Below are 20,821 nucleotides of genomic sequence, written 5' to 3' on the forward strand. Positions count from 1 at the left end.
GGTTGATAGGCCGGATCTGGAAGCACAGTAATGTGTGGAGGTGACCGGTACTAATAGGCCGAGGGCTTGTCCATAGAGGCTCGCGTCCACTGTGTTAGTTCTGAGGCAATGACCGTGTTGTGTTCCGGTCTAACTTCATAGTGTTTCGGTGGTCATAGCGTGAGGGAAACGCCCGGTTACATTCCGAACCCGGAAGCTAAGCCTTACAGCGCCGATGGTACTGCAGGGGGGACCCTGTGGGAGAGTAGGACACCGCCGAACAAATTTTGAGAAAAGGCCCACACCTTACGGTGTGGGCCTTTTCGCGTTTCAGGACGGCCTCACCAGTCCCGCGTCGTACGCCAGGATCACCGCCTGAATTCGATCCCGTGAGGCCGTTTTCGCGAGTATGCGGCCCACATGGGTCTTCACCGTCGATTCGGCGAGATGGAGGCGCGCGGCTATCTCCGTGTTCGTCCAGCCCCTGCCGATCACCGTGAGGATTTCGAGCTCGCGGTCGGTGAGGGTGGTGAGGCGTGTGTCCAGGGGCGTTGGTTCGGGGCCGTCGGTGGGGTTCTGGGTCGGCAGGTGGTGGACGTAGGCGTCCAGGAGGCGGCGGGTCAGGCTTGGGGCGACCACCGCATCGCCTGTGGCCACGGCGCGGATGCCGGAGAGGAGCTCCTCCGGCTGGGCGTCCTTGACGAGGAAGCCGGAGGCGCCGGCGCGGAGGCCTGCGTAGGCGTACTCGTCGAGGTCGAAGGTGGTGAGGATCAGGACCCGGGTGCGGTCGCCGGCGGCGGTGATGCGGCGGGTGGCCTCGATGCCGTCGAGGCCGGGCATGCGGACGTCCATCAGGACCACGTCGGGGCTCAGTTCCGCGGCCATGCGGACCGCTTCGCTGCCGTTGGACGCCTCGCCGGTCACCGTCATGTCGTCCTGGCTCTCCAGGAGCATCCGGAAGCCGAAGCGCTGGAGGGGCTGGTCGTCGGTGATGAGGACGGTGGTCACTGCGGGGGTTCCTCCGGGAGGTGAAGGTGGACGCGCCAGCCCTGCTCGGGGTGCGGGCGTGGGCCGGCCTCAAGTGTGCCGTCGTACAGGGCTGTTCGCTCGCGCATTCCAGGGAGGCCGCGGCCTTCCTGGGGTTGTGCGGGGCCGGGGAGCGGGCCGCCTCTGCCGGTGTCCGTCACTGTCGCGGTGACGGCGCCCTTCTCCTCGTAGGACAGCAGTACTTGCGCGGTTGTGCCGGGGCCTGCGTGTTTGAGGGTGTTGGTGAGGGCTTCCTGGATGACTCGGTAGACGGTGAGTTGGCGGCCCGGGGGGAGTTCGGGGGTGCCTTGGACGGTGGTGTGGACGGGGAGGCCCGCGGCGCGGACGCCGTTGATGAGGTGGTCCAGGTCGGTGAGGGTGGGTTGGGGGGTGAGCTCGGCGTGGGGGGCGTGGGGGTGGTCTTCGTCACCGAGGATTTCGAGGAGGCGGCGTAGTTCGCCGAGGGCCTGGCGGCTGGTGGTGGCTATCGCGTGCAGGGCCTGGGCGGCGCGGTCGGGGGACTTGGCGGCCGCGTACTGGCCGCCGTCGGCCAGGCCGGTGATGACCGAGAGGTTGTGGCCGATGATGTCGTGCATCTCGCGGGCGATACGGGCGCGTTCGGCCGCGGCGGCGAGCTGGGCCTGCTGGTCGCGTTCGATCTCCAGGCGGCGGGCTCGGTCCTCCAGGGCCTCGGTGTGGTCGCGGCGGGTGCGGACGGTGATGCCGATCGCGATCGCCACGGCGATGGACATCAGCACGGGGACGATGTCACTGTCCATGCCGCCCTGGGGGTGGCGGGCGGCCATCAGCGCGACGGGCGTGGTGATCAGGGCCGTCGCCCACCACAGGTTGCGGGTGGGGCGGCGCAGGGCGAGGTGGAAGACGACCAGGAGTTGGAGCAGGACTGCCTGGAGGGCGATGCCGGTCCAGCCGTTGACCAGGGCGAAGGGGGCTATGACGAGGAGTGCGGCGCGGGGGTGGGCGCGTCGCAGGAGGAGGGGGACGGAGAGGCCGAGGCTCAGGGCGAGGACCAGCCAACCCGGGTTGTCGCGGTCCCGGGTGACGTTGAGCCAGCCGTCGCCGTAGTAGTCGATCAGGGCGGCCGTCACCCAGAAGCCGGTGAGGTGCAGGTCCCAGACGAGGGGGTGGCGTCGGTCGAAGGCTCGGATGCGCCGGCTGATGCGCTGGACGTGCTGGGTGAGGGGTTCGGTCGCTCGCTCTTGCGTCACGTGGTCCATCGTGCGGGTTCCTCCCCGGGTGTCCCAGAGCCGTGGGCGGTATTCCGGGTGAGCGATGTCGTACCCGGGTACTACGGTTGCCGTCATGAGCACCATGAACCCCGGGGCCTACGTCATCCGGTCCATACGCGCCGACGAGTGGCCCGCCGCGAAGGAGCTGCGGCTTGCCGCGCTGCAGGATCCGGTCGCGGCGCTCGCTTTTCTGGAGACGCACGAGGAGGCTCTGGTCCGGCCGGACTCCTTCTGGCAGGAGCGGGCCGCCGGGGCCTGTGAGGGGGCCGACGGGGCGCAGCAGATCATCGCCGAGGGGCCGGACGGGAGCTGGGTCGGGACGTTGACCGTGCTGGTCGAGGAGCCGGGGGTGACCGACTGGGCCGGGTTTCCGGTGGAGCGCAAGCAGGGGCATGTCGTCGCGGTGTTCGTGCGGCCCGAGGAGCGGGGCAGCGGGCTGACCGACGTGCTGTTCGATGCCGGGCTGGAGTGGGCCTGGTCGCGGGGTGCCGAGCGGGTGCGGCTGATCGTGCACGAGGAGAACGGGCGGGCGCAGCGGTTCTATCGGCGGGTGGGGTTCGTGCCGAGCGGTGTTGTCGTGCCGTTGGCCGCGCGGCCGGGGGAGACGGAGCTGGAGTTCGTGCTGGAGCGGCCGTAGGGCTTGGCTACACCGGGAGTTCGTCGTGCGGCCAGCGGGAGCGGGCCTGTTCCCGGGACCGGAGCAGGGCCAGGGTCGGCATACCCCGGTCCGCTCCGGTGGCCAGCAGCTCCGGTAGCTGGGGAAGCGGAGCCACGGCGGCGACGTCGTCCAGGACGAGCGTCATTGGTGGGTCGAGGCGACCGGAGGATGACCGTTCGGCCATGCGCCGGCCGCGCTCGACCACGCTTGCGGCGAGAGCCGTCAGGAGTGGCATGGCGCCCGGGTTGGCTCGGGGGTCCTCGATGGATTCACCCACCAGATAAAGCGTGCCCCCTTCATCGATGAAGGAATCCAAGGCGAGCGCATCAGTTCGGTTTGGAGTGCATGCCTCGCGGATGTTGACGGTGTGGAGTGCGGAGAGCGCCCGGGTCGTCAACTCCTGGGCCATGTCCCGGCGTTCGGGGTGCGCGGTGAGGGCTGCTTCGAGTTCGCCCGCCGCGCCGGGGGCGGCCTTCGGGTTGGTGCGGAGGGTTCGTACGGCGTCCTGGACCTGGTTGCCCTGGGACCAGCGGTGGACGTGGCGGATGGTGCGGCCGTCGATGGCGGCGGCGTGGAGGTAGCTGCGCAGGAGCGTTTCGGCTGCCGCCGCCAGGGCCTGGTCCAGTTTGGCGGTCGGGCGGACCGGTGCGAGGAGTGCTGCCGCGCGAGCGACGGCGACCTCTTTGTTCTCGCAGCCCGTGGTGGGGGACCAGTGGAGGCGGGACGGGGTGTCGCAGAGGTGGGTGGGGTCGTAGAGGTGGACCGGGCCCAGTTTGGCGCGGGCGTCCTTGGTGGACTGCCAGAGGGCCGGGTTCGAGGTGACCACGAGGGTGGGGCCTTCGGCGTCGAGGACTGCCTGGGCCGCGGCTGTCTGGCGGCCTTCCCTGGAGGCCACGAGGATCTTTTCCCATCCGGCCACCGGTTCCGGTGCGGCCGGCAATGGGCTGTGCGGCTCGGCCCCCGGCGCCGCTTCCGCGCTGAACGCCTCCGTCGGCTGCGGTTCCGTTCTCGGGGCCGGTACGTCGTGTGCCGCGGGGACGGGAGTTGGTGCCGGTGCCGGTGCCGGTGCCGGTGCCGGCGGAGCTGCGGGCACCGGCGCTTCCGCGCCCCCCGTCTTCGCCGCGCGCCGCCCCGCTCTGACCGCCCGCCACCTGGCCACCGTCCCCAGTACGAACACGGTGAGGACGACCAGCACCATGAGCTGGCCGATGAACAGGCCCCAGAACAGTCCGTACCCCGACAGCTGGGCCGCCGGTGTGTCCGGCCAGGCGCCCGGGATGTCGTGGGGCTCCTCGATCAGGTAGCGCATGGCCAGGGGGGTGCGGACGAAGGTGACGCCGGAGGGCCAGGCGCCGTGCGCGAACAGGGCCGCCAGGCCGGTCGCCGTCCACACCAGCAGGGTCATGCCGAGGAGGAAGGCGAGTATGCCGACCAGCAGGCCGTCGGGGATGCCTCCCTGGCCCTGCCGGCTTTCCTGCCTGTCCCGGCCGTAGCCGTTGTCCCGGTGTGCCCGGCGGTCGTCCGGTCTCACGCTGCCCTCCCCTTGCGCCTACGCCACCGTCGACTCGGAGTCGCCCAGGTGCTGTTCCACGAAGGCCGCCGCCCGCTCCTCGGCCTCCAGCTCGGCGGCGCGCAGGGCGTCGTCGGTGACGTCGCTGGACGACTCGGTCATCGCGCGGTCGGTGAAGACCAGCGGGCGTTCGGTCTCGGTGACCAGGTGTTTGACGACCTGGACATTGCCGTTGACGTCCCAGACCGCGATGCCGGGGGTGAGGGTCGGGATGATCTCCACGGCCCATCGGGGCAGGCCCAGCACCCGGCCCGTCGCTCTCGCCTCGTCGGCCTTCTGGGCGTAGATCGTCCTGGTGGAGGCCATCTTCAGGATCGCGGCCGCCTCCTTCGCCGCCGCGCCGTCGACGACGTCCGAGAGGTGGTGGACGACGGCCACGAAGGACAGGCCGAGGCGGCGGCCGAACTTCAGCAGCCGCTGGAACAGCTGGGCCACGAAGGGGCTGTTGATGATGTGCCAGGCCTCCTCGACCAGGAAGATGCGCTTCTTCCGGTCGGGGCGGATCCAGGTGTGTTCCAGCCATACACCGACGATCGCCATCAGGATCGGCATGGCGATGGAGTTGCGGTCGATGTGGGACAAATCGAACACAATGAGGGGCGCGTCCAGGTCGATACCGACCGTCGTCGGGCCGTCGAACATGCCCCTCAGGTCACCGTCGACCAGCCGGTCGAGGACCAGAGCGACGTCCAGGCCCCACGCCCGTACGTCGTCTATGGCGACGTTCATCGCCTCCGCCGACTCCGGCTCGGGGTGCCGCAGCTGCTCGACGATGTCGGTCAGGACCGGCTGGCGCTCGATGATGGTCTCGTTGACATAGGCGTGCGCGACCTTCAGGGCGAAGCCGGAGCGCTCGTCGAGGCCGTGGCCCATGGCGACCTCGATGATGGTCCTCAGGAGCGCGAGCTGGCCCGTCGTCGTGATGGCCGGGTCGAGCGGGTTGAGCCGGATCCCCATGTCCAGGGCCGCCGTCGGGTCCAGGCGGATCGGCGTTATCCCCAGCTCCTGCGCGATGAGGTTCCACTCGCCGACGCCGTCCTCGCCCTGGGCGTCCAGGACGACGACCTGGCGGTCGCGGAACCGCAGCTGGCGCAGGACGTACGTCTTCTCCAGGGCCGACTTGCCGTTGCCGGACTCGCCGAGGACCAGCCAGTGGGGGGCGGGGAGCTGCTGGCCGTACAGCTGGAAGGGGTCGTAGATGTAGCCCTTCCCGGAGTACACCTCGCGGCCGATGATGACGCCCGAGTCGCCGAGGCCGGGGGCGGCGGTCGGGAGGTAGACCGCCTGGGCCTGGCCCGTCGACGTGCGCACCGGCAGCCGGGTCGTCTCGACCTTCCCGAAGAGGAAGGACGTGAAGGCGTCGGTGAGGACGGACAGCGGGTCCCGCATCAGGTCCTACCTCCGAATGCCGGTGGCGAAGGGGAGCGTGTTCACGAATGCCCGGTGGTGCTCCCGATCGCACCACTCCAGCTTCAGATACGACTTTCCGGCTGACGCCCGGATGGTCCGCTTGTCGCGCGCCAGGGCCTCGGGGGTGCGGGAGGAGACGGTGATGTAGCCGACCAGGTTGACCCCGGCGGCACCGCTCGCGAGATCCTCTCCCCGCTGGTCGAGACGGTTGTGGGCGGCGACGTCGCGGGGGTCGACGGTGCGGTTCATCTTGGCGGCGCGGCTGGCCTCCGCCTCGTCGTTGGTCTTCTCGGTCAGCATGCGCTCGATGGCGACCTCGGTGGGTTCGAGGTCCATGGTGACGGCGACCGTACGGATGACGTCCGGGGTGTGGACGAGCAGCGGCGCCAGGAAGTTGACGCCCACCGGGGTCATCGGCCACTCCTTCACCCAGGCCGTGGCGTGGCACCAGGGCGCGCGCGTGGAGGACTCCCGGGTCTTGGCCTGGAGGAACGTGGGCTCCATGGCGTCCAGCTCGGCCGGCCAGGCGTTGCGCTTGGTCATCGCCTGGATGTGGTCGATCGGGTGGTCCGGGTCGTACATGGAGTGGATGAGCGAGGCGAGACGGCCCTGCCCGAGCGGCTGCCGGACGCGGATGTCGGCCTCCTGGAGGCGCGAGCAGATGTCGGTGAGCTCGCGCGCCATGACGACCGCGAGACCGGCGTCCCGGTCCACCTTGCCGCCGTGCGGACGGGCCGCGCGGGCCATCGCCATGCCCTCGGCGGCCAGTTCGCGCGTGAAGTGCATGCAGGCGACCAGGTACGCCCGGTGCTGCTCGCTGCTCGTCGACACCATCGACTGGAGCTGGTCGTACGACTGCTGCAGCCAGCCCAGGGACCGCTCGTCGCCGCGTACGGCGACGTCCTTGGCGTGGGCGTCCGGGTCGGCCGGGAGGGTGCGGGCGAGCATCTGAAGGCGCGTCACGAAGCCGTCGCCGTTGGCGACATGCTTCAGCAGGGTGCCGAAGCGGTCGACCAGGGCCTCCTGGTCCTCGGAGTCGCGCAGGCCCACGCCGGGGCCCTCGATCTCGATCGCGGCCGTGACCGTGCGGCGGTCGGCGTGCAGCAGTACGGCGATCTCGTCGGGCCCGAACGGGGCGGCGAGCCAGGTGATGCGGCCGATGCCCGGCGGCGGGCCGACCTCGACCTCACGGCCGTCGACGCGGGTGCCGGCCTCGATGGCGGCGGAGCGGTAGGTCGTGCCCTGGCGCAGGCTGCGCTTGTAGCTGCGGTTGATCTCGAACCACTTGTAGAAGGTCCGGTGCTTGTACGGCACGTAGACCGCGGCCAGCGCGAGCAGCGGGAAGCCCGTGAGCAGCGCGATGCGCAGGGACAGGACGGGGACGAGGAGCCCGCACATCATGCCGAGGAACGCGCCCACGATGATCAGCGTGATCTCGCCGGTCTCGCGGTTGCGGCCGACGACCGCGTTCGGCCGGGCGCGGCCGATCAGATACGTACGGCGGGGCGTGACCGGATGGGACACATGGGACTCGGTCGTCAACGCCCGTCACCTCCTGAACGATTGCTGTTGCGGGTGTTGCTGGCGTGGGGGCTGTTCACCGGGCTGCTCGACCGGGGTGCGGGTGCGGCGGAGGGGACAGATCCGCCGCCTCCGGTCGAGGAGCGCGAGCTGTGCGCGGCGACGCCGCCGCTGGCGGGGTTCGAGGGACGGGCGGCGCTGGACTGGCCTCCGCCGTTGTTGTCCGCCCGGGAGCTGTGCGTCTTGATGCCCTGGGCGACCAGGGTGGCCGGCGAGCTTATGACGGCTGCGGCCTTGCCCTCGGCGCCGCGCATGATGCGGTTGTTGCGGGAGCCGGCGAGTTCGTCGCCGAAGCCGGGCACGAAGCGGTAGATCATCGCGCTGGCGAAGATGGCGAGCAGGATGATGGCGAGGCCCGAGACGACGGCGGAGAAGGCGTTCGGGCCGTCGTCGGAGGAGAGCGCGCCGGCCAGGCCGAGGACGATGACGATGACCGGCTTGACCAGGATGACGGCGATCATGATGCCGGCCCAGCGGCGGACGTGGCCCCAGAGGTTCTTGTCGACAAGTCCCGCGTAGACGACGGTGCCGAGGAGGGCGCCGACGTAGAGCAGGGCGGCGCGGATGACGAGCTCCAGCCAGAGGATGCCGGCGGCGAGGATGCTCACCAGGGAGACGACGATCAGCATGATCGGGCCGCCGCCGATGTCCTCGCCCTTTTCCAGGGCGCCGGCGAAGGTGCCGAAGAAGGTGTCCGTCTGGTTGCCCGTGGTCTTCGCGAGGACGTCCGTGACGCCGTCGGTGGCCGATACGACCGTGTAGAGGATCAGCGGGGTGAACGCGGACGCCAGCACCGTCAGCCAGAGGAAGCCGATCGCTTCGCTGATGGCGGTGGTGAGGGGGACGCCGCGAACGGCTCGCTTGGCGACGGCCAGGAGCCAGAGGAGGAGCGTGAGGATCGTCGATGCCGCGAAGACGACCGCGTACTGCTGGAGGAACTTGGCGTTCGTGAAGTCGACGTTCGCCGTCTCCTTCACCGCCTCGCTGAGCTGCTTGACGGTCCATGAGGCGGCGTCCGCGCAGCCCTTGGCGAGGGAGGAGAGGGGGTCGAGGGTGGCGGTGGGGTCGGTCAGGGAGCGGCCGCCGCCGGATCCGGATCCGCCGTTGTCCTTTTCGCAGTAGTCCTTGGCGGGGCCGCGGATGAGGTCGCAGGGGTCGTTGCTCGCCGAGGGGGTGGGAGAAGGGGTGGGTGCGGCGACAGCACGGGTGGCCAGCAGTACGACGGTCGTCTGTACGGCTGCGAGGGCTCCGGCGGCCTTGAGGAAGCGGCGGTTAGCGCGCATACGTGAACCCTCCGAACTCCTCGACGGCCTTCGTCATGTCGTCGGCGGTGGAGGCCCGCTGGTCGCGTCCGACCGGCACGGGCCCGTCCTTCTGCTGGAAGTCGGTGACTTTCCAGTCCTTGTTGACCCACGTCAGCTGGTAGGTCGTGGTGTACCAGCTCTCGGACACCGGGTTGGTCGAGCCGTCGCCGGACAGACCGAACAGGGACGTGTACCAGACCTCGACGGTGGCGGCACCCGTGCTGAACGCGGTGGTCTTGGTGCCCACCGGGATGACCCGGGAGACGAACGACTGACCCTCCGGTGCGGTGCCGTCTGTGTTGAGGCCGATGTTCTTCAGGAACTCCTCGCTGGAGTACGCGTTGTCCAGGTCGGCCTGTCGGTTGGCTGCGACATCCGGGGCGTAGACCGTGTTGACGATCTCGTGCCGTGTGGCCGTGTCGAACATGTCGGCCGAGCCCAGGGCCACGGAGTAGTTGGCCGCCGCGCTCTGTGCCCCCTGCTGGTCCTGGGCGAACCCCGCCGGGATCCCCCCGTTCTTCCCCTGTACCGGCTGCGACCCGCTCGCCGCCGTGGACGAGGAATTCGGCTGGTTTTCGTCCCCGCCTCCTGAACCGGAGTCTTCGCCTCCACGGTTCGCGAAGGCGATGGCTGCGATGAGGAGGACGACGACGCCGACCACGGTGACCAGGCTCCGGGACGAGGAGCGGCCGCCCCGTCGTGCGCCTCCGTACACGTCACCGCCGCTTTCGGGCAGCCGTGTCCGGGTCTGGCCCGTGCCTCCGTAACCGCCGGAGGGCTCCCGCTCGTCTCCGAGACTCATGCCGCGTACGCCCCCTCGGCGTCGGACGAAAACACGTTGGAGTACGACGGTAGCCGTGCTGGTTCCCGCATGGGCGCGGTGTGGTGACTCGACATCAGGGAAACGCAACCTCAGCCGGTGGGCACGACGGGTGGGTGGGGGACTAGGGGGACCGGGCGTGCCCGGAACGGACGGAGGAAGGGGGAGGGGCCGCTAGACGGCCATGCCGTACACGATGGTGAACAGCGTGCCCAGTGAGCCGATGATGAAGACGCCCGTCAGACCGGCGACGATCAGCCCCTTGCCCTGTTCGGCGCTGAAGGTGTCGCGCAGCGCCGTCGCGCCGATGCGCTGTTTGGCCGCGCCCCAGATGGCGATGCCGAGGCAGATCAGGATGGCGACCGCCATGACGACCTGGATCATCGTCTTCGCTTCGTTCCCCAGTGCCCCGAAGGGACCCCAGTCCGGAGCGATCCCGCCGATGATGGTGTTGATGTCGCCCTTGTCGGCCGCAAAGAACATGTAAGTCACCGCCCCTGTTGGGTAGTTCCGCAGTCCCCTGCGCCGCGCAGAGGTCAGGCATCATTCTCGCCGACATTGTCGCCGTCGTATGTCGACTTGGCGTCATTGATGGGCGGGATTCGTACGAATAGCTCGTACGGTCACTCTGTGTATCACGGCAGGTCACGCCGGGCAACGAGGCCTGAGCGGAACCTGTGGTGTGGTTCCGTCGTTAGCCCCTCTTCACGCCGGGTGCCGTTTCTGGCGGCCGGTCGGGTGAGCCTGTCGGGTGGCTGATCGTGCCCGTGTTCTGCGGGTGAAGGCTATCCCGGGATGGTGAACGGGCCGTGCCGGGGTGCCTCGGCCTGTTGCGGCCAGGGGTGGTGACGGGGCGTCAACCGGCGACGAGCGCCCCCTGTCTCACCGGGGCTTCAAACCGTGCAGCAGGTGGTGGACCAGGCCCTCCACGCCGGCCAGCGCCGCTTCCGGGGTCAGCCAGCCCGCGGCGATGAAGGTGGCCACGCCGTGGAGGGCGGCGCCGGTGACGAGGTTGAGTTCCTCGGGGTCGCCCTCGATGATCTCGCCGCGTTTCTGGGCGTCCGCGAGGACGCGTTCGAGGCTGCCGATCGTCCGCTCGACGGCGACGGCCATCTGCTCCGAGGCGTCCGGGTCGTGCTTGCGGGCGTACATGACCTCCAGGAGCTCGGCGTTGTCGATGGCGAAGCCCAGGTAGGCCCGGGCCAGGGCGGTGAGCCGGGGTTCCAGGGGGAGTGCGGGGTCCTCGGCGGCGTTCAGAGTCTGGGCCAGCCGCTCGTAACCGGCCAGGGCCAGGGCGTTGAGCAGGGCCTGCTTGTCCTTGAAGTGCCGGCCGGGGGCGGCGTGGCTGACGCCTACCTCGCGGGCCAGTTCGCGCAGGGAGAGGGAGCCGGTGCCCTTCTCGCGCAGGGTGCGTTCCGCTGCGGCGAGCAGGGCGGCGCGCAGGTCTCCGTGGTGATAGGGGCGGCTCTCGGGCATGCGCACCATCGTAGCTTGATGTTGGCGACGCCATCATTGTTGGCATTGCCATCTTTGTTGTCATTGACAGCATTGTTGGCGACGCCTACATTCGTTTGCATGGCTGACAACACACAGAGCAAGAGCGAGAGCAACGGCAAGAGCCGTGCGTGGGATGCGGCCCGGATTCCCGACCTCGCCGGGCGCACGGCCGTCGTCACCGGGGCCAACAGCGGCATCGGTCTCCGCGCGGCCGACGCGCTGGCCCGCGCCGGGGCGCACGTCGTGTTCGCCGTACGGGATCCGGAGCGGGGCCGGGCGGCAGCGGCGACGGTGAACGGCAGCACCGAGGTGCGGCGCCTGGACCTGGCGGATCTGTCGTCGGTACGGGAGTTCGCGGACGGCTGGCAGGGGCGGCCCCTGGATCTGCTGATCAACAACGCGGGCGTCATGATGCTGCCCCGGCAGCGGACCGCGGACGGCTTCGAGATGCAGTTCGGCACGAACCACCTCGGCCACTTCGCGCTGACGAACCTGCTGCTGCCGTATGTCACCGACCGCGTGGTCACGGTGTCGTCCGGTGCCCACCGCTGGGGCGACGCACGGATCCGTTTCGAGGACCTCGACTTCACCTCCGGCTACGACCCGCAGCGCGCCTACGCCCAGTCGAAGCTGGCCAACCTCCTCTTCACCCTGGAACTCCAGCGGCGCCTGGCCGGCTCCGGCTCCGGTGTCCGTGCCCTGGCCGCCCACCCCGGCTACGCCGCCACCAACCTCCAGAGCCATGCGGCCAACCCGCTGATGCGCGGGCTCATGAAGATCGGCAACAGGTTCCTCGCCCAGGACGACAAGGCGGGCGCGCTGCCCACGCTGTACGCGGCGACCCAGGATCTGCCCGGCGCGAGCTACGTCGGCCCGGACGGGCTCGGCGAGATGCGGGGCGTGCCGACGCTTGTGGGGCGGTCTGCCGCGGCCAGTGACGCGGAGGTGGCGCGGCGGTTGTGGACGGTGTCGGAGGAGCTGACGGGGGTTGGCTGGCGGGTGGGGGAGCCGGTCGTCGGTGCGTAGACCGGCTGACTCCCCGTGTCCGATCGCCTGAGCTCTCGTACCCGGGGGTAGGACGGGTAGGACGTACGCGGAGGTGACGCTCGATGACCCTGCCGAGCCTGCTCGCTGTCTTTGCCCACCCGGACGACGAGTCCCTGTCCTCCGGCGGAGTCCTCGCCCGGCACGCCGCCCAGGGTGCCCGTACCGCCGTGGTGACGGCGACCTGGACGCCGGACACGCGCCGGGGCGCCGAACTCGCCGAGGCCTTGCGGATTCTCGGCGCCGGGGAGCCGCGGATGCTGGGGTACGCCGATGCCAGGGTGCCGTCGTCCGCTCCGGGCAGCCCGCGTCTGTGCGAGGCGCCGCTCGATGAGGCGGTCGGCCGGCTGGTGGCCCATATCCGGCAGTTCCGCCCGGAGATCGTCGTCACCCACGATGCGTACGGCGGCCTGACCGGCCATCCCGACCATGTGCACACCCACCGCGTCACCACGCTCGCCGTCGAGGCGGCCGGCCTCGAACGCCTCTACCCGCACGCCGGTGCCCCCTGGCAGCCGAGCGCCCTCTACCTGGCCACCCACCCGCACTCGGCCCTCGCCGCGCTGAACGAACTGGCCCGTGCGGGCAAGGGCATGAACACGGTCCCGGACGAATGGGTCACCACGACCGTCGACGTCAGCCCCTGGCTGGAGCGGAAGTGGGCCGCCGTACTGGCGCATCGGGCTGAGGTGGAGCGGGGGACCTCCGCGCCCGGCCTTCTCGCCGGTTTCCCGGAGGCCGTGCGGGACGGGATCCTCGCCACCGAGTGGTACATCCGGCGGGACCTTCCGGGCTTGAGCAGCCGCGTTGAGCGTTGATCGTCGAGTGTCGCTACTCGGCCGTGAGTCCGTCCCGCAGGGCCTTGGCGGTGACCGCCGGGTCGTAGCCCTCCGGGACTCCCTCGACGAGGATGATGTCGCCCTCGATGTGCCGGGAGCGCAGGGGAGCGATCTCCTGGTACGCGGGTGAGTCCCACCAGGACCGGGCCTCCTCGATCCCGGGGAAGCCGATCAGCACCACGTGTCCCGGCCAGCTGCCCTCCTTCGTCTCGTGCGGGGTGGCGTGCACGAGGAAGCGGCCGCCGTACGGCTCGAAGGTGGCGGTGATGCGCTCGATGTACTCGGCGATCTCCGGATGCGGGGTGGCGTTCCGGAGGTGGGCTATGGCGTAGGCGGGCATGGTGTCCTCTCAGTCGGTCCAGTCGGTCCAGTCGGTCGGGCTGCTTCCGGTCACGATCGTGGCAGTTGGGCCCGCCGGACGCGATGACGTGGGAAGTAATGCCGGTGAGGTGGGGCCAGCTGCCGAACATGCCCGCAACCGGGACAGCCGGTCCCCGAGGTCCGACACCAGGTCCCTGACCGGAAGGCCGGCCGGCTTCTGCCGCTCCCGGTAGGCACGCTGTCGGCAGGCCGGTGAACAGTACGCGGCGGTACGGCCCGGTCCGCCGGACCTCTCGATCGGGCGCCTGCAGGCCTGGCAGTGCGCTGTGGTGGTCACGCGTCCTCTACGAACTCGACGAAGTGATCGAACTCACCCGCCTGCACGCCGAGTACGAAGGCGTTCCATTTGCGGCGGTTGGTGGTGACCACGTTGTCCGGGTCGCTGGTCTCGCGGAGATAGACGGGCGCCTCACCGTCGTCGCCCTCGCCGAAGGCGATCTCGATCCAGGGGCCCGGGCCGGTGGCGTCGGGCGGGGCGGCTCGCTCCCAGGCGAGGTCCGGGGGGATGTCGGCCACGGAGTTCTGTTCCCTTCGCAGGTCTCGGACGTGGGGTCATTCTCCCGACCCGGACCGGAAGGCGACCAGTGACGAGGACAACTGATGGGATCTGACAGTTTTCTCACCTTCGTCGGCCACAGTGGCCCTCGATGAAGCCCACGCCCCGCCCCGCCCGCTCCCCCCGCACCCCCCGCCTCTCCCTGTATGCCGCCAGCTTCCTCCTCGCCCTCACCTCGGCCTCCGCGGCTGCCGGCGCCGGCACAGGCCCCTTCGGTGTGTCCGTCTTCGCCGGGGCGACGGCACGAGGCGCGCGAGTGGGTGCGTTGTTCGCGGCCGACCGTCGTGACAGCCTCCGCGGCGGCCACTTCTGCACCGCGTCCGTGGTGCACAGTGCGCATCGGAACCTCATCGTCACCGCCGCCCACTGCCTGGGCGGAAAGAAGCGGGACATGGTGTTCGTGCCGGGGTACCGGGACGGCGAGGCGCCGTACGGGGTGTGGAAGGTCGGGAGGCGGTTCCTGTCGAAGGCGTGGCAGGAGAGGCGGGACGAGGACAGTGACGTGGCGTTCCTGGCGGTGGGGGATCAGGGCGGGGAAGGCGTGGAGGACGTGGTGGGCGGCAATCGGCTCGCCGTGGGCGCGGTCCCGGGGGGCACGGCGGTGACCGTCACCGCGTATCCCAACGCCGATGAGGAGCCGGTCAGTTGCACCAACAAGCCGCATCTCCGCGGCCGTACGCAGCAGGCCATCGCATGCCCCGGGTTCGCCGGTGGGAGCAGCGGGAGTCCCTGGATCAGCGGGGACGAGGCGGTCGTGGGCGTGCTCGGTGGGCACGACAATGGCGGGACCTCGGCGAACGTGTCGTACAGCGTGGTCCTGGGGGCGGATGCGGCGGAGCTCTACCACGAAGCGGAAAGGGAGTCCGCGTCGAACTGACGAGGCATCGGCTGCCATGGCCTGACGAGAGCATCGGTTGCCATGGCCTGCGCGTGGGAAGCTCCTAAACTGGCGCGGGCGGACTCCTGGCGGGTGAGGGGCGATTGACGGTGCGTAAGGCATGGATCGTGGCGGGTGCCGCGGTCGCGGCGGGGCTCAGCTTCGTGATGCTGCTCGTCGTCGGCGTCTACATCGTCGCCGGGAACCTCGCGGGTGGCGTGGGCGGAGCGTCCAGGGCGCTGGCCAAGGGGGCCGTGCCCGCCGCCTACTCGAACCTCGTGCAGAAGTGGGGCAACCTGTGTCCCGCCATCAGCCCCGCGCTGCTCGCCGCCCAGCTGTACCAGGAGAGCGGGTTCAACCCGAAGGCCCAGAGCGCGGCGGCGGCGCAGGGCATCGCCCAGTTCATCCCGGGGACCTGGGCCACCCACGGGATAGACGGCGACGGGGACGGCGACCGCGACGTATGGGATCCGAAGGACGCGATTCCGTCGGCCGCCAAGTACGACTGCACGCTTGCCTCGTACGTGAAGGACGTACCCGGCGACGCGACGAAGAACATGCTCGCGTCCTACAACGCCGGGGCGTACGCGGTCATCAAGTACGGGGGCGTGCCGCCGTACTCGGAGACCCAGAACTACGTGAAGACGATCACGACGCTGGAAGAGAGCTTCGCCGCGCCCGTCAGCCGGGTGGACCCCAGCCAGCAGGCCGCCGGCGCCATCTACTACGCCCAGAAGAAGCTCGGCACCCTCTACCTCTGGGGCGGTGACGGCACGGCCGAGGACGGCGGGCGGTTCGACTGCTCGGGGTTGACCAAGGCGGCGTACGAGAGTGTCGGGATCACGTTGCCGCGTGTCGCCAACGACCAGTGGAACGCGGGGCCGCATCCGGCCAGGGCCGAACTGCTGCCCGGGGACCTCGTGTTCTTCTCGGACGACCTCAACAACTCCCGGGCCATCCGGCATGTCGGGATTTATGTCGGTGGCGGGTACATGATCGACGCACCGAGAACAGGTGCTGTGATCCGGTTCGACCCGATCGACACCCCCGACTACTTCGGGGCCACCCGGGTGACCGAGGATGGCGCGAAAGCGCTGCCCACGACGGTTTAGACCCAGCGTGAACCCTCCCCCTGAGCTGCGGCGATGGGTCTCTCTTCGATAACGTCTGCGTGATCATTCAGTGGAGTGTGGAACGTATCAAGAGGGGCCATGCGTTCCTGTTGACGTAGCCGGATCACAACCACGGGGGTGGGCGGAGCGGCGTACGCAAGATGCGCCGGAGAGTAGATGAAGGGGCCGCGGCATCATGGCTGGACTCGCAGAATCCGGGTCGAACCCCGACGTCGAGCTGCTCTACGACATCAATGGCCTGGCCAAGGACGCACCGCGCTGGTTCGACCGCGTCATGGGATACGTCGGTGAGTACGGGCTGTTGCTCGCCCTGATCGTGCTCATCGTGTGGTGCTGGTGGTCCGTGCGGCGGAGGGGTGACGAGGACGCCCCCTCGTCCGTCGCCGCGCTGGTGTGGGCGCCGCTGGCCGCCGCGGTCGCCGTGCTCGTGAACGTGCCGATACGGGGGTTCGTCGAGCGGCCCCGCCCGTTCAACGATCACCAGGGCCTCGAAGTCCTCGTCACCGGCAAGACCGACTACTCCTTCGTGAGCGACCACGCGACGATCGCCATGGCCCTCGGCGTCGGACTGTTCGTCGCCAACCGGAAGTTCGGGCTGGCCGGCATCGGCCTCGCCCTGCTCGAAGGGTTCTGCCGCATCTACATGGGCGTGCACTACCCGACCGACGTCGTCGGCGGCTTCGCCCTCGGCACGGCCGTCGCCCTGCTGCTGTCACCGCTGGCCATGGCCCTGCTGACGCCCCTGATGTCCGCCATCGAGCGGTCACCGAGGGGCGGGTGGCTGATCAAGTCGCGGGGACGGTCCCGGGTGGGTGGGCAGGACGCGTTGATCCCGGGGGCGCGGAAGGAGACCGCGGGGGCTGAGGAGCGGGATCTGGCCGCCTAGGGCCGGTGCCGGTGCCGGTGCCGGTTTGGCCTTTGGCCTGAGGGAGGGGGCGGGTGCCCGCCCCTCGACCCCTACAGCGCCTGCGGGTACGTGAAGAACCTCTCCGGGTCGTACTGCTTCTTCAGCTTCGTCAGGCGCGTCCCCGCATCCCCGTAGTACGCCTTGCGCCAGTCCGTCAGACCCGGGTCGGAGTAGTTCTGGTACGCGGCGCCCGAGGCATACGGCTGCATGGCGGTGTGGGCCGCGGCCAGCCAGGACTGGACCTCGGAGCCCGTCGTGCCGGCGCGCCAGGAGCCGATGTACTGGGCCAGCATGCGGGAGCGGCGGTGGACGAAGGCCGTTGCCGTCGGGGAGACGCGGTTGACGGCTCCGCCGAGGGCCGTCAGGGCGACGCTGCCGGAGCCGCCGCGGACCGACTGCATCTGCCGCAGCAGGGTCTGGATGCCCGCCGCGGAGAGGGAACGGTCGAAGAAGTCCGACTTCGCGGCGTATGTCTCGCGGCTGAGCGCACCCTGCGGGGAGCGGCCCGGGGTGCCGCCGGGGAGGTGGCACTGGGCGTCCGAGGCGAAGGACGAGCAGCCCGCGTACAGCTCCATCGACTCCTCGTACGAGCGGCGCCTGAGCACGACGTTGCTCGCGGGGCCGGGGCCGCCGGGGCCGTCGGCGAGGCGGTCCAGCGCGTTCTGGAGTTCGCCGTAGGTGCCCAGGGAGAACGCGGCGAGGGAGATGGTGGGGTTGCCGCCGGCGTGGTTCGAGATGCTCAGGGCCGACCAGATCTCGTCGGGCTGGCTCGGGCCCCACGTCTGCCATGCCTTGATCAGCGCGGTCGCCTTCGCCCAGGGCCAGGTCAGGTATGCCGTGACGGCCTGGGGGGCGGGGTGGGTCTTGAACTGCAGTTCCGTGACGACGCCGAAGTTGCCGTTGCCCGCGCCGCGCAGGGCCCAGAAGAGGTCCTTGTTGGTGGTGGCGTTGGCGGTGACCTGCTTGCCGTCGGCGGTGATCAGGGTGGCCTGGGTGAGGCTGTCGCAGGTCAGACCGTAGGCGCGGGACGTCACACCGTGGCCGCCGCCGAGGGTGAGGCCGGAGACGCCGACGGAGGGGCAGGAGCCGGCGGGGATGGTGACGCCCTTCGCGGCGAGGGCGCGGTAGACGTCGATGAGCTTGGAGCCGGCGCCGACCACCGCGGTGTTGCCCGAGGCGCGGATGCGGTTGAGCTTGGAGACGTCGATGATCAGGCGGTTGTTGCCGGAGGACCAGCCGCCGTAGGAGTGGCCGCCGTTGCGGATGGCCACCTGGAAGTGGTGGGCGCGGGCGTACGCGAGGGCGGTGCGTATGTCGTCGGGGTGGGCGACGTAGGCGACCGCGGCGGGCTTCAGGGAGTCGAAGCGGGTGTTGTAGAGCTGGTGCGCGGACTTCCAGTCGGCGTCGCCGGGGCGGATTAGGCGGCCGTCGAGGGACTGGGCGAGGGCGGTCCAAGTGGTGGGGGCGGAGACGGCGGTGTTTTGGGTGCGGGTGCCGGCGCCGACGTCGGCGCTGCTTGCTCCGGTCCCTGTTCCGGTGCCGCTGCTCTTGCTGTCCGTGCCGTTGCAGGCGGTTGCCGTCAGGGCGGTGAGGGCTGCTGCGGTGCCGCCGATGAAGGTACGCCGTTCCATGTCGCCTCCTGGGGGATACGTGGAACGAGACGGCGTGGTGAGGGGCGGGGTTCCATCGCGTACGACCCGTTTACGCAATGGAATTTCCTCGCCCCTGCCCCCGCCCCCGCTACCCGTCCCGTCCCCCAGGGGCGTCACGGTTTGCTACTTGGGCTTGGGCAGGTCGAGCTTCGCCCGCAGTTCCGCCAGTCCCAGGGTGCGTTCGTCGTCGCGCGTGTCCTCGACATGGGTGTGGAGCGTGAGGACGAGCCTGCGGCCGCGTTCGTATCGTTCGTCGCTCCATGCCTTCAGGCGCTCCAGACCCGCGTGTACAGGTTCGAAGTCCGCGGGGAACAGGAACAGGCCGATGTCGGCGAGCGCGGGAGTGCTGACCTCTTTCGGGTACTCGGCGGACTCGAAGGGTTCGCGGAGCACCTCGCCCATGCTCACACCGCTCTCCTCCATCTGGTCGTAGACGAGGTCCACCCATGGGTCGCTCGCCAGTAGTTCGCCGAACCGGATGGCGACCCAGGGGTGCAGCCCCTTGTCACCGCCTCCGGCCGGGTGGGATTCGCCGTGCGCGTACTGGAGCACCTTGCTCGCTCGCTCCTTCTCGTTCTGCCCGATGAGGACGTGCCCTTCGAGATGAGCCGCATAGCCCGCGAGTGTGCCGTCGCACATTCCGCGCGTGTAGCTGAGTGGCTCCAGGGCGGCGGCCTGATCGCCGCTCTGGATGAGGAGGTTGCCGAGCAGGAGGCCGGCGACGTCTCCGGGCTCCGTGCCCTTGTGGGCCCTTAAGACCTGCTCGAATCCGTCCAGGGCGGTGTCCGGGTCGCCGGTGAGCTGAGCCGCGAGGCTCGCAAGGAGCCTTCGGCCCGAGTCCGAGGATGTGCCCGACCGGAAGTCGGGGGTGAGCATCACCGCGGCCAGAGGGCCCAGCCAGGGGTCCTCTCCCGCGGCCACCTGCTCCAGCCATCGCCGGTGGGAGCCGCCGAGGCCGTTCTCGCCGATCTCGATGCCCGCCAGCGCCATCGCCGCGTGCCCGGACGCACTGCTGCGTCCCGTGCCGGCGAGCGCGGCCAGTAACCCCGTTGCCTGCGCGGTATCACCCGCCCGGTACGCCGCCAGCTGGTGCCCGACCTCGTCCGGCACCGGGATCAAGGGGTCGGGGGGCAAGGGAAGTGCTCGTCCGTCGGAGTCGAGCAGAGGCTCATGGGGTTGCTGGGTCATGTCGCGGCTTTCTTCGGGGATCCGTTCTGCGCGAGCATGCCAGGCGCTACTGACAGTCTGGGCGGAGGCGGTACTCGTGCAGGTTCCAGCCGGATGCTCACCGCGGCGCCCTCCGGACTGGCAGCAGGCGGCAGGCCGACCCCTACAGGAACGCCAGATTCACAACCCCGAACGCCCCCGCCGCCACCAACGCGGCCGCCGGCATCGTGATGAACCAGCCGAGGACGATGTTCTTGGCGACGCCCCAGCGGACGGCGTTCACGCGCTTCGTGGCGCCGACGCCCATGATGGCCGAGGTGATGACGTGGGTCGTGGAGATCGGGGCCTTGAAGAGGAAGGCCGTCGTGAACATGATCGACGCGCCGGTCGTCTCCGCGGCGAAACCCTGGGGCGGGTCGAGTTCGATGATCTTGCGGCCGAGGGTGCGCATGATGCGCCAGCCGCCGGCGTAGGTGCCGAGGGACAGCATCACGGCGCACACGATCTTCACCCATACCGGGATCGGGTCGCCGTAGTCCTCGACGTCGGCGATGACCAGGGCCATCACCACGATGCCCATGGTCTTCTGGGCGTCCTGGAGGCCGTGTCCGAGGGCCATGCCGGCGGCCGACACGGTCTGCGCTATGCGGAAGCCCCGCTTGGCCTTGTGCGGATTCGAGCGGCGGAAGATCCACATGATCGCCGTCATGACCAGATAGCCCGCGCACAGTCCGACGAGCGGCGACACGAACATCGGGATGACGACCTTGTCCAGTACGCCGTCCCAGTAGACCGTCGTCCCGCCGGCCAGCGCCGCGCCCACCATGCCGCCGAACAGGGCGTGCGAGGACGAGGACGGCAGGCCGAAGTACCAGGTGATCAGGTTCCAGGTGATCGCACCCACCAGCGCGGCGAAGAGGATGCCCATCCCCTTCGAGCCCTCGGGTGTCTGAATCAGGCCCTCACTGACCGTCTTGGCGACACCGGAGCCGAGAAAGGCACCGGCGAGGTTCATCACCGCGGCCATCGCCAGCGCGGCCCGCGGTGTCAGGGCCCGCGTCGAGACGGACGTGGCGATCGCGTTCGCGGAATCGTGAAAGCCGTTGGTGTACGTGAAGAAGAGCGCGACCGCGATGGTCACGACCAGGGCGAAGGTGTCCATTGAAGGGC

The 20,821-nt window shown here is 69.8% G+C and carries 20 protein-coding genes and 2 rRNA genes; 8 read left to right on the forward strand and 14 right to left on the reverse strand.

Annotated elements, in window-relative coordinates:
• Positions 1 to 74, forward strand: a 23S ribosomal RNA gene (locus ACFWYS_RS31130); the annotation flags it as partial.
• Positions 75 to 144: 70 nt separating this feature from the next.
• Positions 145 to 261, forward strand: a 5S ribosomal RNA gene (gene rrf / locus ACFWYS_RS31135).
• Between the two features lie 48 nt (positions 262 to 309).
• On the opposite strand, the gene ACFWYS_RS31140 is transcribed toward rrf, so the two are convergent.
• Both ACFWYS_RS31140 and ACFWYS_RS31145 read right to left on the reverse strand, forming a co-directional pair.
• The gene (locus ACFWYS_RS31140; RefSeq protein ID WP_384775988.1) at positions 310 to 987 is read right to left on the reverse strand and encodes a response regulator; all 678 of its coding nucleotides are present in this window, start codon (positions 985 to 987) and stop codon (positions 310 to 312) included.
• On the reverse strand, positions 984 to 2,243 hold the full coding sequence (locus tag ACFWYS_RS31145) for a sensor histidine kinase (protein WP_384775990.1): 1,260 nt from the start codon (positions 2,241 to 2,243) through the stop codon (positions 984 to 986). Before ACFWYS_RS31145 ends, ACFWYS_RS31140 begins: the two co-directional genes overlap by 4 nt.
• A gap of 85 nt (positions 2,244 to 2,328) precedes the next feature.
• Between ACFWYS_RS31145 and ACFWYS_RS31150 the strand changes: the two genes are divergently transcribed.
• Positions 2,329 to 2,892 carry a GNAT family N-acetyltransferase gene (locus ACFWYS_RS31150; RefSeq protein WP_384775992.1) on the forward strand — a complete coding sequence of 188 codons (564 nt, stop codon included), beginning with the start codon at positions 2,329 to 2,331 and terminating at the stop codon, positions 2,890 to 2,892.
• Between the two features lie 7 nt (positions 2,893 to 2,899).
• On the opposite strand, the gene ACFWYS_RS31155 is transcribed toward ACFWYS_RS31150, so the two are convergent.
• The 7 genes from ACFWYS_RS31155 to ACFWYS_RS31185 all read right to left on the reverse strand — a co-directional run bounded on the left by ACFWYS_RS31155 (position 2,900) and on the right by ACFWYS_RS31185 (position 11,083).
• On the reverse strand, positions 2,900 to 4,444 hold the full coding sequence (locus ACFWYS_RS31155) for a type IV secretory system conjugative DNA transfer family protein (protein WP_384775994.1): 1,545 nt from the start codon (positions 4,442 to 4,444) through the stop codon (positions 2,900 to 2,902).
• Positions 4,445 to 4,462: 18 nt separating this feature from the next.
• Complete coding sequence (locus ACFWYS_RS31160) at positions 4,463 to 5,872, reverse strand: ATP-binding protein (protein ID WP_384775996.1); 1,410 nt, start codon at positions 5,870 to 5,872, stop codon at positions 4,463 to 4,465.
• A gap of 6 nt (positions 5,873 to 5,878) precedes the next feature.
• The gene (locus ACFWYS_RS31165; RefSeq protein WP_384775998.1) at positions 5,879 to 7,435 is read right to left on the reverse strand and encodes an SCO6880 family protein; all 1,557 of its coding nucleotides are present in this window, start codon (positions 7,433 to 7,435) and stop codon (positions 5,879 to 5,881) included.
• The gene (locus ACFWYS_RS31170; protein ID WP_384776000.1) at positions 7,432 to 8,757 is read right to left on the reverse strand and encodes a hypothetical protein; all 1,326 of its coding nucleotides are present in this window, start codon (positions 8,755 to 8,757) and stop codon (positions 7,432 to 7,434) included. The genes ACFWYS_RS31165 and ACFWYS_RS31170 overlap by 4 nt, the downstream gene beginning before the upstream one ends.
• On the reverse strand, positions 8,747 to 9,580 hold the full coding sequence (locus tag ACFWYS_RS31175) for a hypothetical protein (protein ID WP_384776002.1): 834 nt from the start codon (positions 9,578 to 9,580) through the stop codon (positions 8,747 to 8,749). The genes ACFWYS_RS31170 and ACFWYS_RS31175 overlap by 11 nt, the downstream gene beginning before the upstream one ends.
• Positions 9,581 to 9,772: 192 nt before the next feature.
• The gene (locus ACFWYS_RS31180; RefSeq protein WP_055624817.1) at positions 9,773 to 10,081 is read right to left on the reverse strand and encodes a hypothetical protein; all 309 of its coding nucleotides are present in this window, start codon (positions 10,079 to 10,081) and stop codon (positions 9,773 to 9,775) included.
• Between the two features lie 399 nt (positions 10,082 to 10,480).
• Positions 10,481 to 11,083, reverse strand: coding sequence for a TetR/AcrR family transcriptional regulator (locus ACFWYS_RS31185; protein WP_384776004.1), 603 nt, complete (start codon positions 11,081 to 11,083; stop codon positions 10,481 to 10,483).
• Between the two features lie 90 nt (positions 11,084 to 11,173).
• Between ACFWYS_RS31185 and ACFWYS_RS31190 the strand changes: the two genes are divergently transcribed.
• Together ACFWYS_RS31190 and ACFWYS_RS31195 are read left to right on the forward strand one after the other, a co-directional pair.
• Positions 11,174 to 12,121 (forward strand): oxidoreductase, encoded by a 948-nt coding sequence (locus tag ACFWYS_RS31190; protein ID WP_384776006.1) that lies wholly within the window; start codon positions 11,174 to 11,176, stop codon positions 12,119 to 12,121.
• A gap of 83 nt (positions 12,122 to 12,204) precedes the next feature.
• Positions 12,205 to 12,957: a PIG-L family deacetylase gene (locus tag ACFWYS_RS31195; RefSeq protein ID WP_384776008.1), complete on the forward strand. Its 753-nt coding sequence runs from the start codon at positions 12,205 to 12,207 to the stop codon at positions 12,955 to 12,957.
• A 13-nt stretch (positions 12,958 to 12,970) separates the two neighbouring features.
• Here ACFWYS_RS31195 and ACFWYS_RS31200 read toward each other — a convergent pair whose 3' ends face one another.
• Together ACFWYS_RS31200 and ACFWYS_RS31205 are read right to left on the reverse strand one after the other, a co-directional pair.
• Entirely contained in the window at positions 12,971 to 13,318 is a 348-nt protein-coding gene (locus ACFWYS_RS31200) for a DUF1330 domain-containing protein (RefSeq protein WP_384776010.1), read from the reverse strand.
• Positions 13,319 to 13,632: 314 nt separating this feature from the next.
• Positions 13,633 to 13,875 carry a DUF397 domain-containing protein gene (locus ACFWYS_RS31205; protein WP_384776012.1) on the reverse strand — a complete coding sequence of 81 codons (243 nt, stop codon included), beginning with the start codon at positions 13,873 to 13,875 and terminating at the stop codon, positions 13,633 to 13,635.
• Positions 13,876 to 14,006: 131 nt separating this feature from the next.
• On the opposite strand from ACFWYS_RS31205, the gene ACFWYS_RS31210 reads away from it, so the two are divergent.
• From ACFWYS_RS31210 to ACFWYS_RS31220, 3 genes are all read left to right on the forward strand, one after another.
• Entirely contained in the window at positions 14,007 to 14,792 is a 786-nt protein-coding gene (locus ACFWYS_RS31210) for a trypsin-like serine peptidase (protein ID WP_384776014.1), read from the forward strand.
• Between the two features lie 104 nt (positions 14,793 to 14,896).
• Positions 14,897 to 15,904 (forward strand): NlpC/P60 family protein, encoded by a 1,008-nt coding sequence (locus tag ACFWYS_RS31215; protein ID WP_384776016.1) that lies wholly within the window; start codon positions 14,897 to 14,899, stop codon positions 15,902 to 15,904.
• Between the two features lie 196 nt (positions 15,905 to 16,100).
• Positions 16,101 to 16,811 carry a phosphatase PAP2 family protein gene (locus ACFWYS_RS31220; RefSeq protein WP_384776018.1) on the forward strand — a complete coding sequence of 237 codons (711 nt, stop codon included), beginning with the start codon at positions 16,101 to 16,103 and terminating at the stop codon, positions 16,809 to 16,811.
• 71 nt (positions 16,812 to 16,882) lie between these two features.
• Here the strand turns inward: ACFWYS_RS31220 and ACFWYS_RS31225 are convergent, their stop codons facing one another.
• From ACFWYS_RS31225 to ACFWYS_RS31235, 3 genes are all read right to left on the reverse strand, one after another.
• A complete protein-coding gene (locus tag ACFWYS_RS31225; RefSeq protein WP_384776020.1) occupies positions 16,883 to 18,463 on the reverse strand; it encodes an FAD-binding oxidoreductase in 1,581 nt (526 codons plus the stop codon).
• A 144-nt stretch (positions 18,464 to 18,607) separates the two neighbouring features.
• A complete protein-coding gene (locus ACFWYS_RS31230) occupies positions 18,608 to 19,672 on the reverse strand; it encodes a hypothetical protein (protein WP_384776022.1) in 1,065 nt (354 codons plus the stop codon).
• Positions 19,673 to 19,814: 142 nt separating this feature from the next.
• Positions 19,815 to 20,813 carry an anion permease gene (locus ACFWYS_RS31235; RefSeq protein ID WP_384776024.1) on the reverse strand — a complete coding sequence of 333 codons (999 nt, stop codon included), beginning with the start codon at positions 20,811 to 20,813 and terminating at the stop codon, positions 19,815 to 19,817.
• Positions 20,814 to 20,821: the final 8 nt, after the last annotated feature.

Origin of the sequence: Streptomyces sp. NPDC059010, from assembly GCF_042740355.1 — a bacterium.
Lineage (GTDB): Bacteria > Actinomycetota > Actinomycetes > Streptomycetales > Streptomycetaceae > Streptomyces.

What these genes read in the sequence shown, in the direction of transcription:
- ACFWYS_RS31185 (WP_384776004.1), bottom strand. Translation starts at nt 11,083, where the DNA reads ATGGTGCGCATGCCCGAGAGCCGCCCCTATCACCACGGAGACCTGCGC.
- ACFWYS_RS31180 (WP_055624817.1), bottom strand. Translation starts at nt 10,081, where the DNA reads ATGTTCTTTGCGGCCGACAAGGGCGACATCAACACCATCATCGGCGGG.
- ACFWYS_RS31225 (WP_384776020.1), bottom strand. Translation starts at nt 18,463, where the DNA reads ATGGAACGGCGTACCTTCATCGGCGGCACCGCAGCAGCCCTCACCGCC.
- ACFWYS_RS31175 (WP_384776002.1), bottom strand. Translation starts at nt 9,580, where the DNA reads ATGAGTCTCGGAGACGAGCGGGAGCCCTCCGGCGGTTACGGAGGCACG.
- ACFWYS_RS31170 (WP_384776000.1), bottom strand. Translation starts at nt 8,757, where the DNA reads ATGCGCGCTAACCGCCGCTTCCTCAAGGCCGCCGGAGCCCTCGCAGCC.
- ACFWYS_RS31235 (WP_384776024.1), bottom strand. Translation starts at nt 20,813, where the DNA reads ATGGACACCTTCGCCCTGGTCGTGACCATCGCGGTCGCGCTCTTCTTC.
- ACFWYS_RS31210 (WP_384776014.1), top strand. Translation starts at nt 14,007, where the DNA reads ATGAAGCCCACGCCCCGCCCCGCCCGCTCCCCCCGCACCCCCCGCCTC.
- ACFWYS_RS31195 (WP_384776008.1), top strand. Translation starts at nt 12,205, where the DNA reads ATGACCCTGCCGAGCCTGCTCGCTGTCTTTGCCCACCCGGACGACGAG.
- ACFWYS_RS31145 (WP_384775990.1), bottom strand. Translation starts at nt 2,243, where the DNA reads ATGGACCACGTGACGCAAGAGCGAGCGACCGAACCCCTCACCCAGCAC.
- ACFWYS_RS31230 (WP_384776022.1), bottom strand. Translation starts at nt 19,672, where the DNA reads ATGACCCAGCAACCCCATGAGCCTCTGCTCGACTCCGACGGACGAGCA.
- ACFWYS_RS31150 (WP_384775992.1), top strand. Translation starts at nt 2,329, where the DNA reads ATGAGCACCATGAACCCCGGGGCCTACGTCATCCGGTCCATACGCGCC.
- ACFWYS_RS31200 (WP_384776010.1), bottom strand. Translation starts at nt 13,318, where the DNA reads ATGCCCGCCTACGCCATAGCCCACCTCCGGAACGCCACCCCGCATCCG.
- ACFWYS_RS31190 (WP_384776006.1), top strand. Translation starts at nt 11,174, where the DNA reads ATGGCTGACAACACACAGAGCAAGAGCGAGAGCAACGGCAAGAGCCGT.
- ACFWYS_RS31220 (WP_384776018.1), top strand. Translation starts at nt 16,101, where the DNA reads ATGGCTGGACTCGCAGAATCCGGGTCGAACCCCGACGTCGAGCTGCTC.
- ACFWYS_RS31160 (WP_384775996.1), bottom strand. Translation starts at nt 5,872, where the DNA reads ATGCGGGACCCGCTGTCCGTCCTCACCGACGCCTTCACGTCCTTCCTC.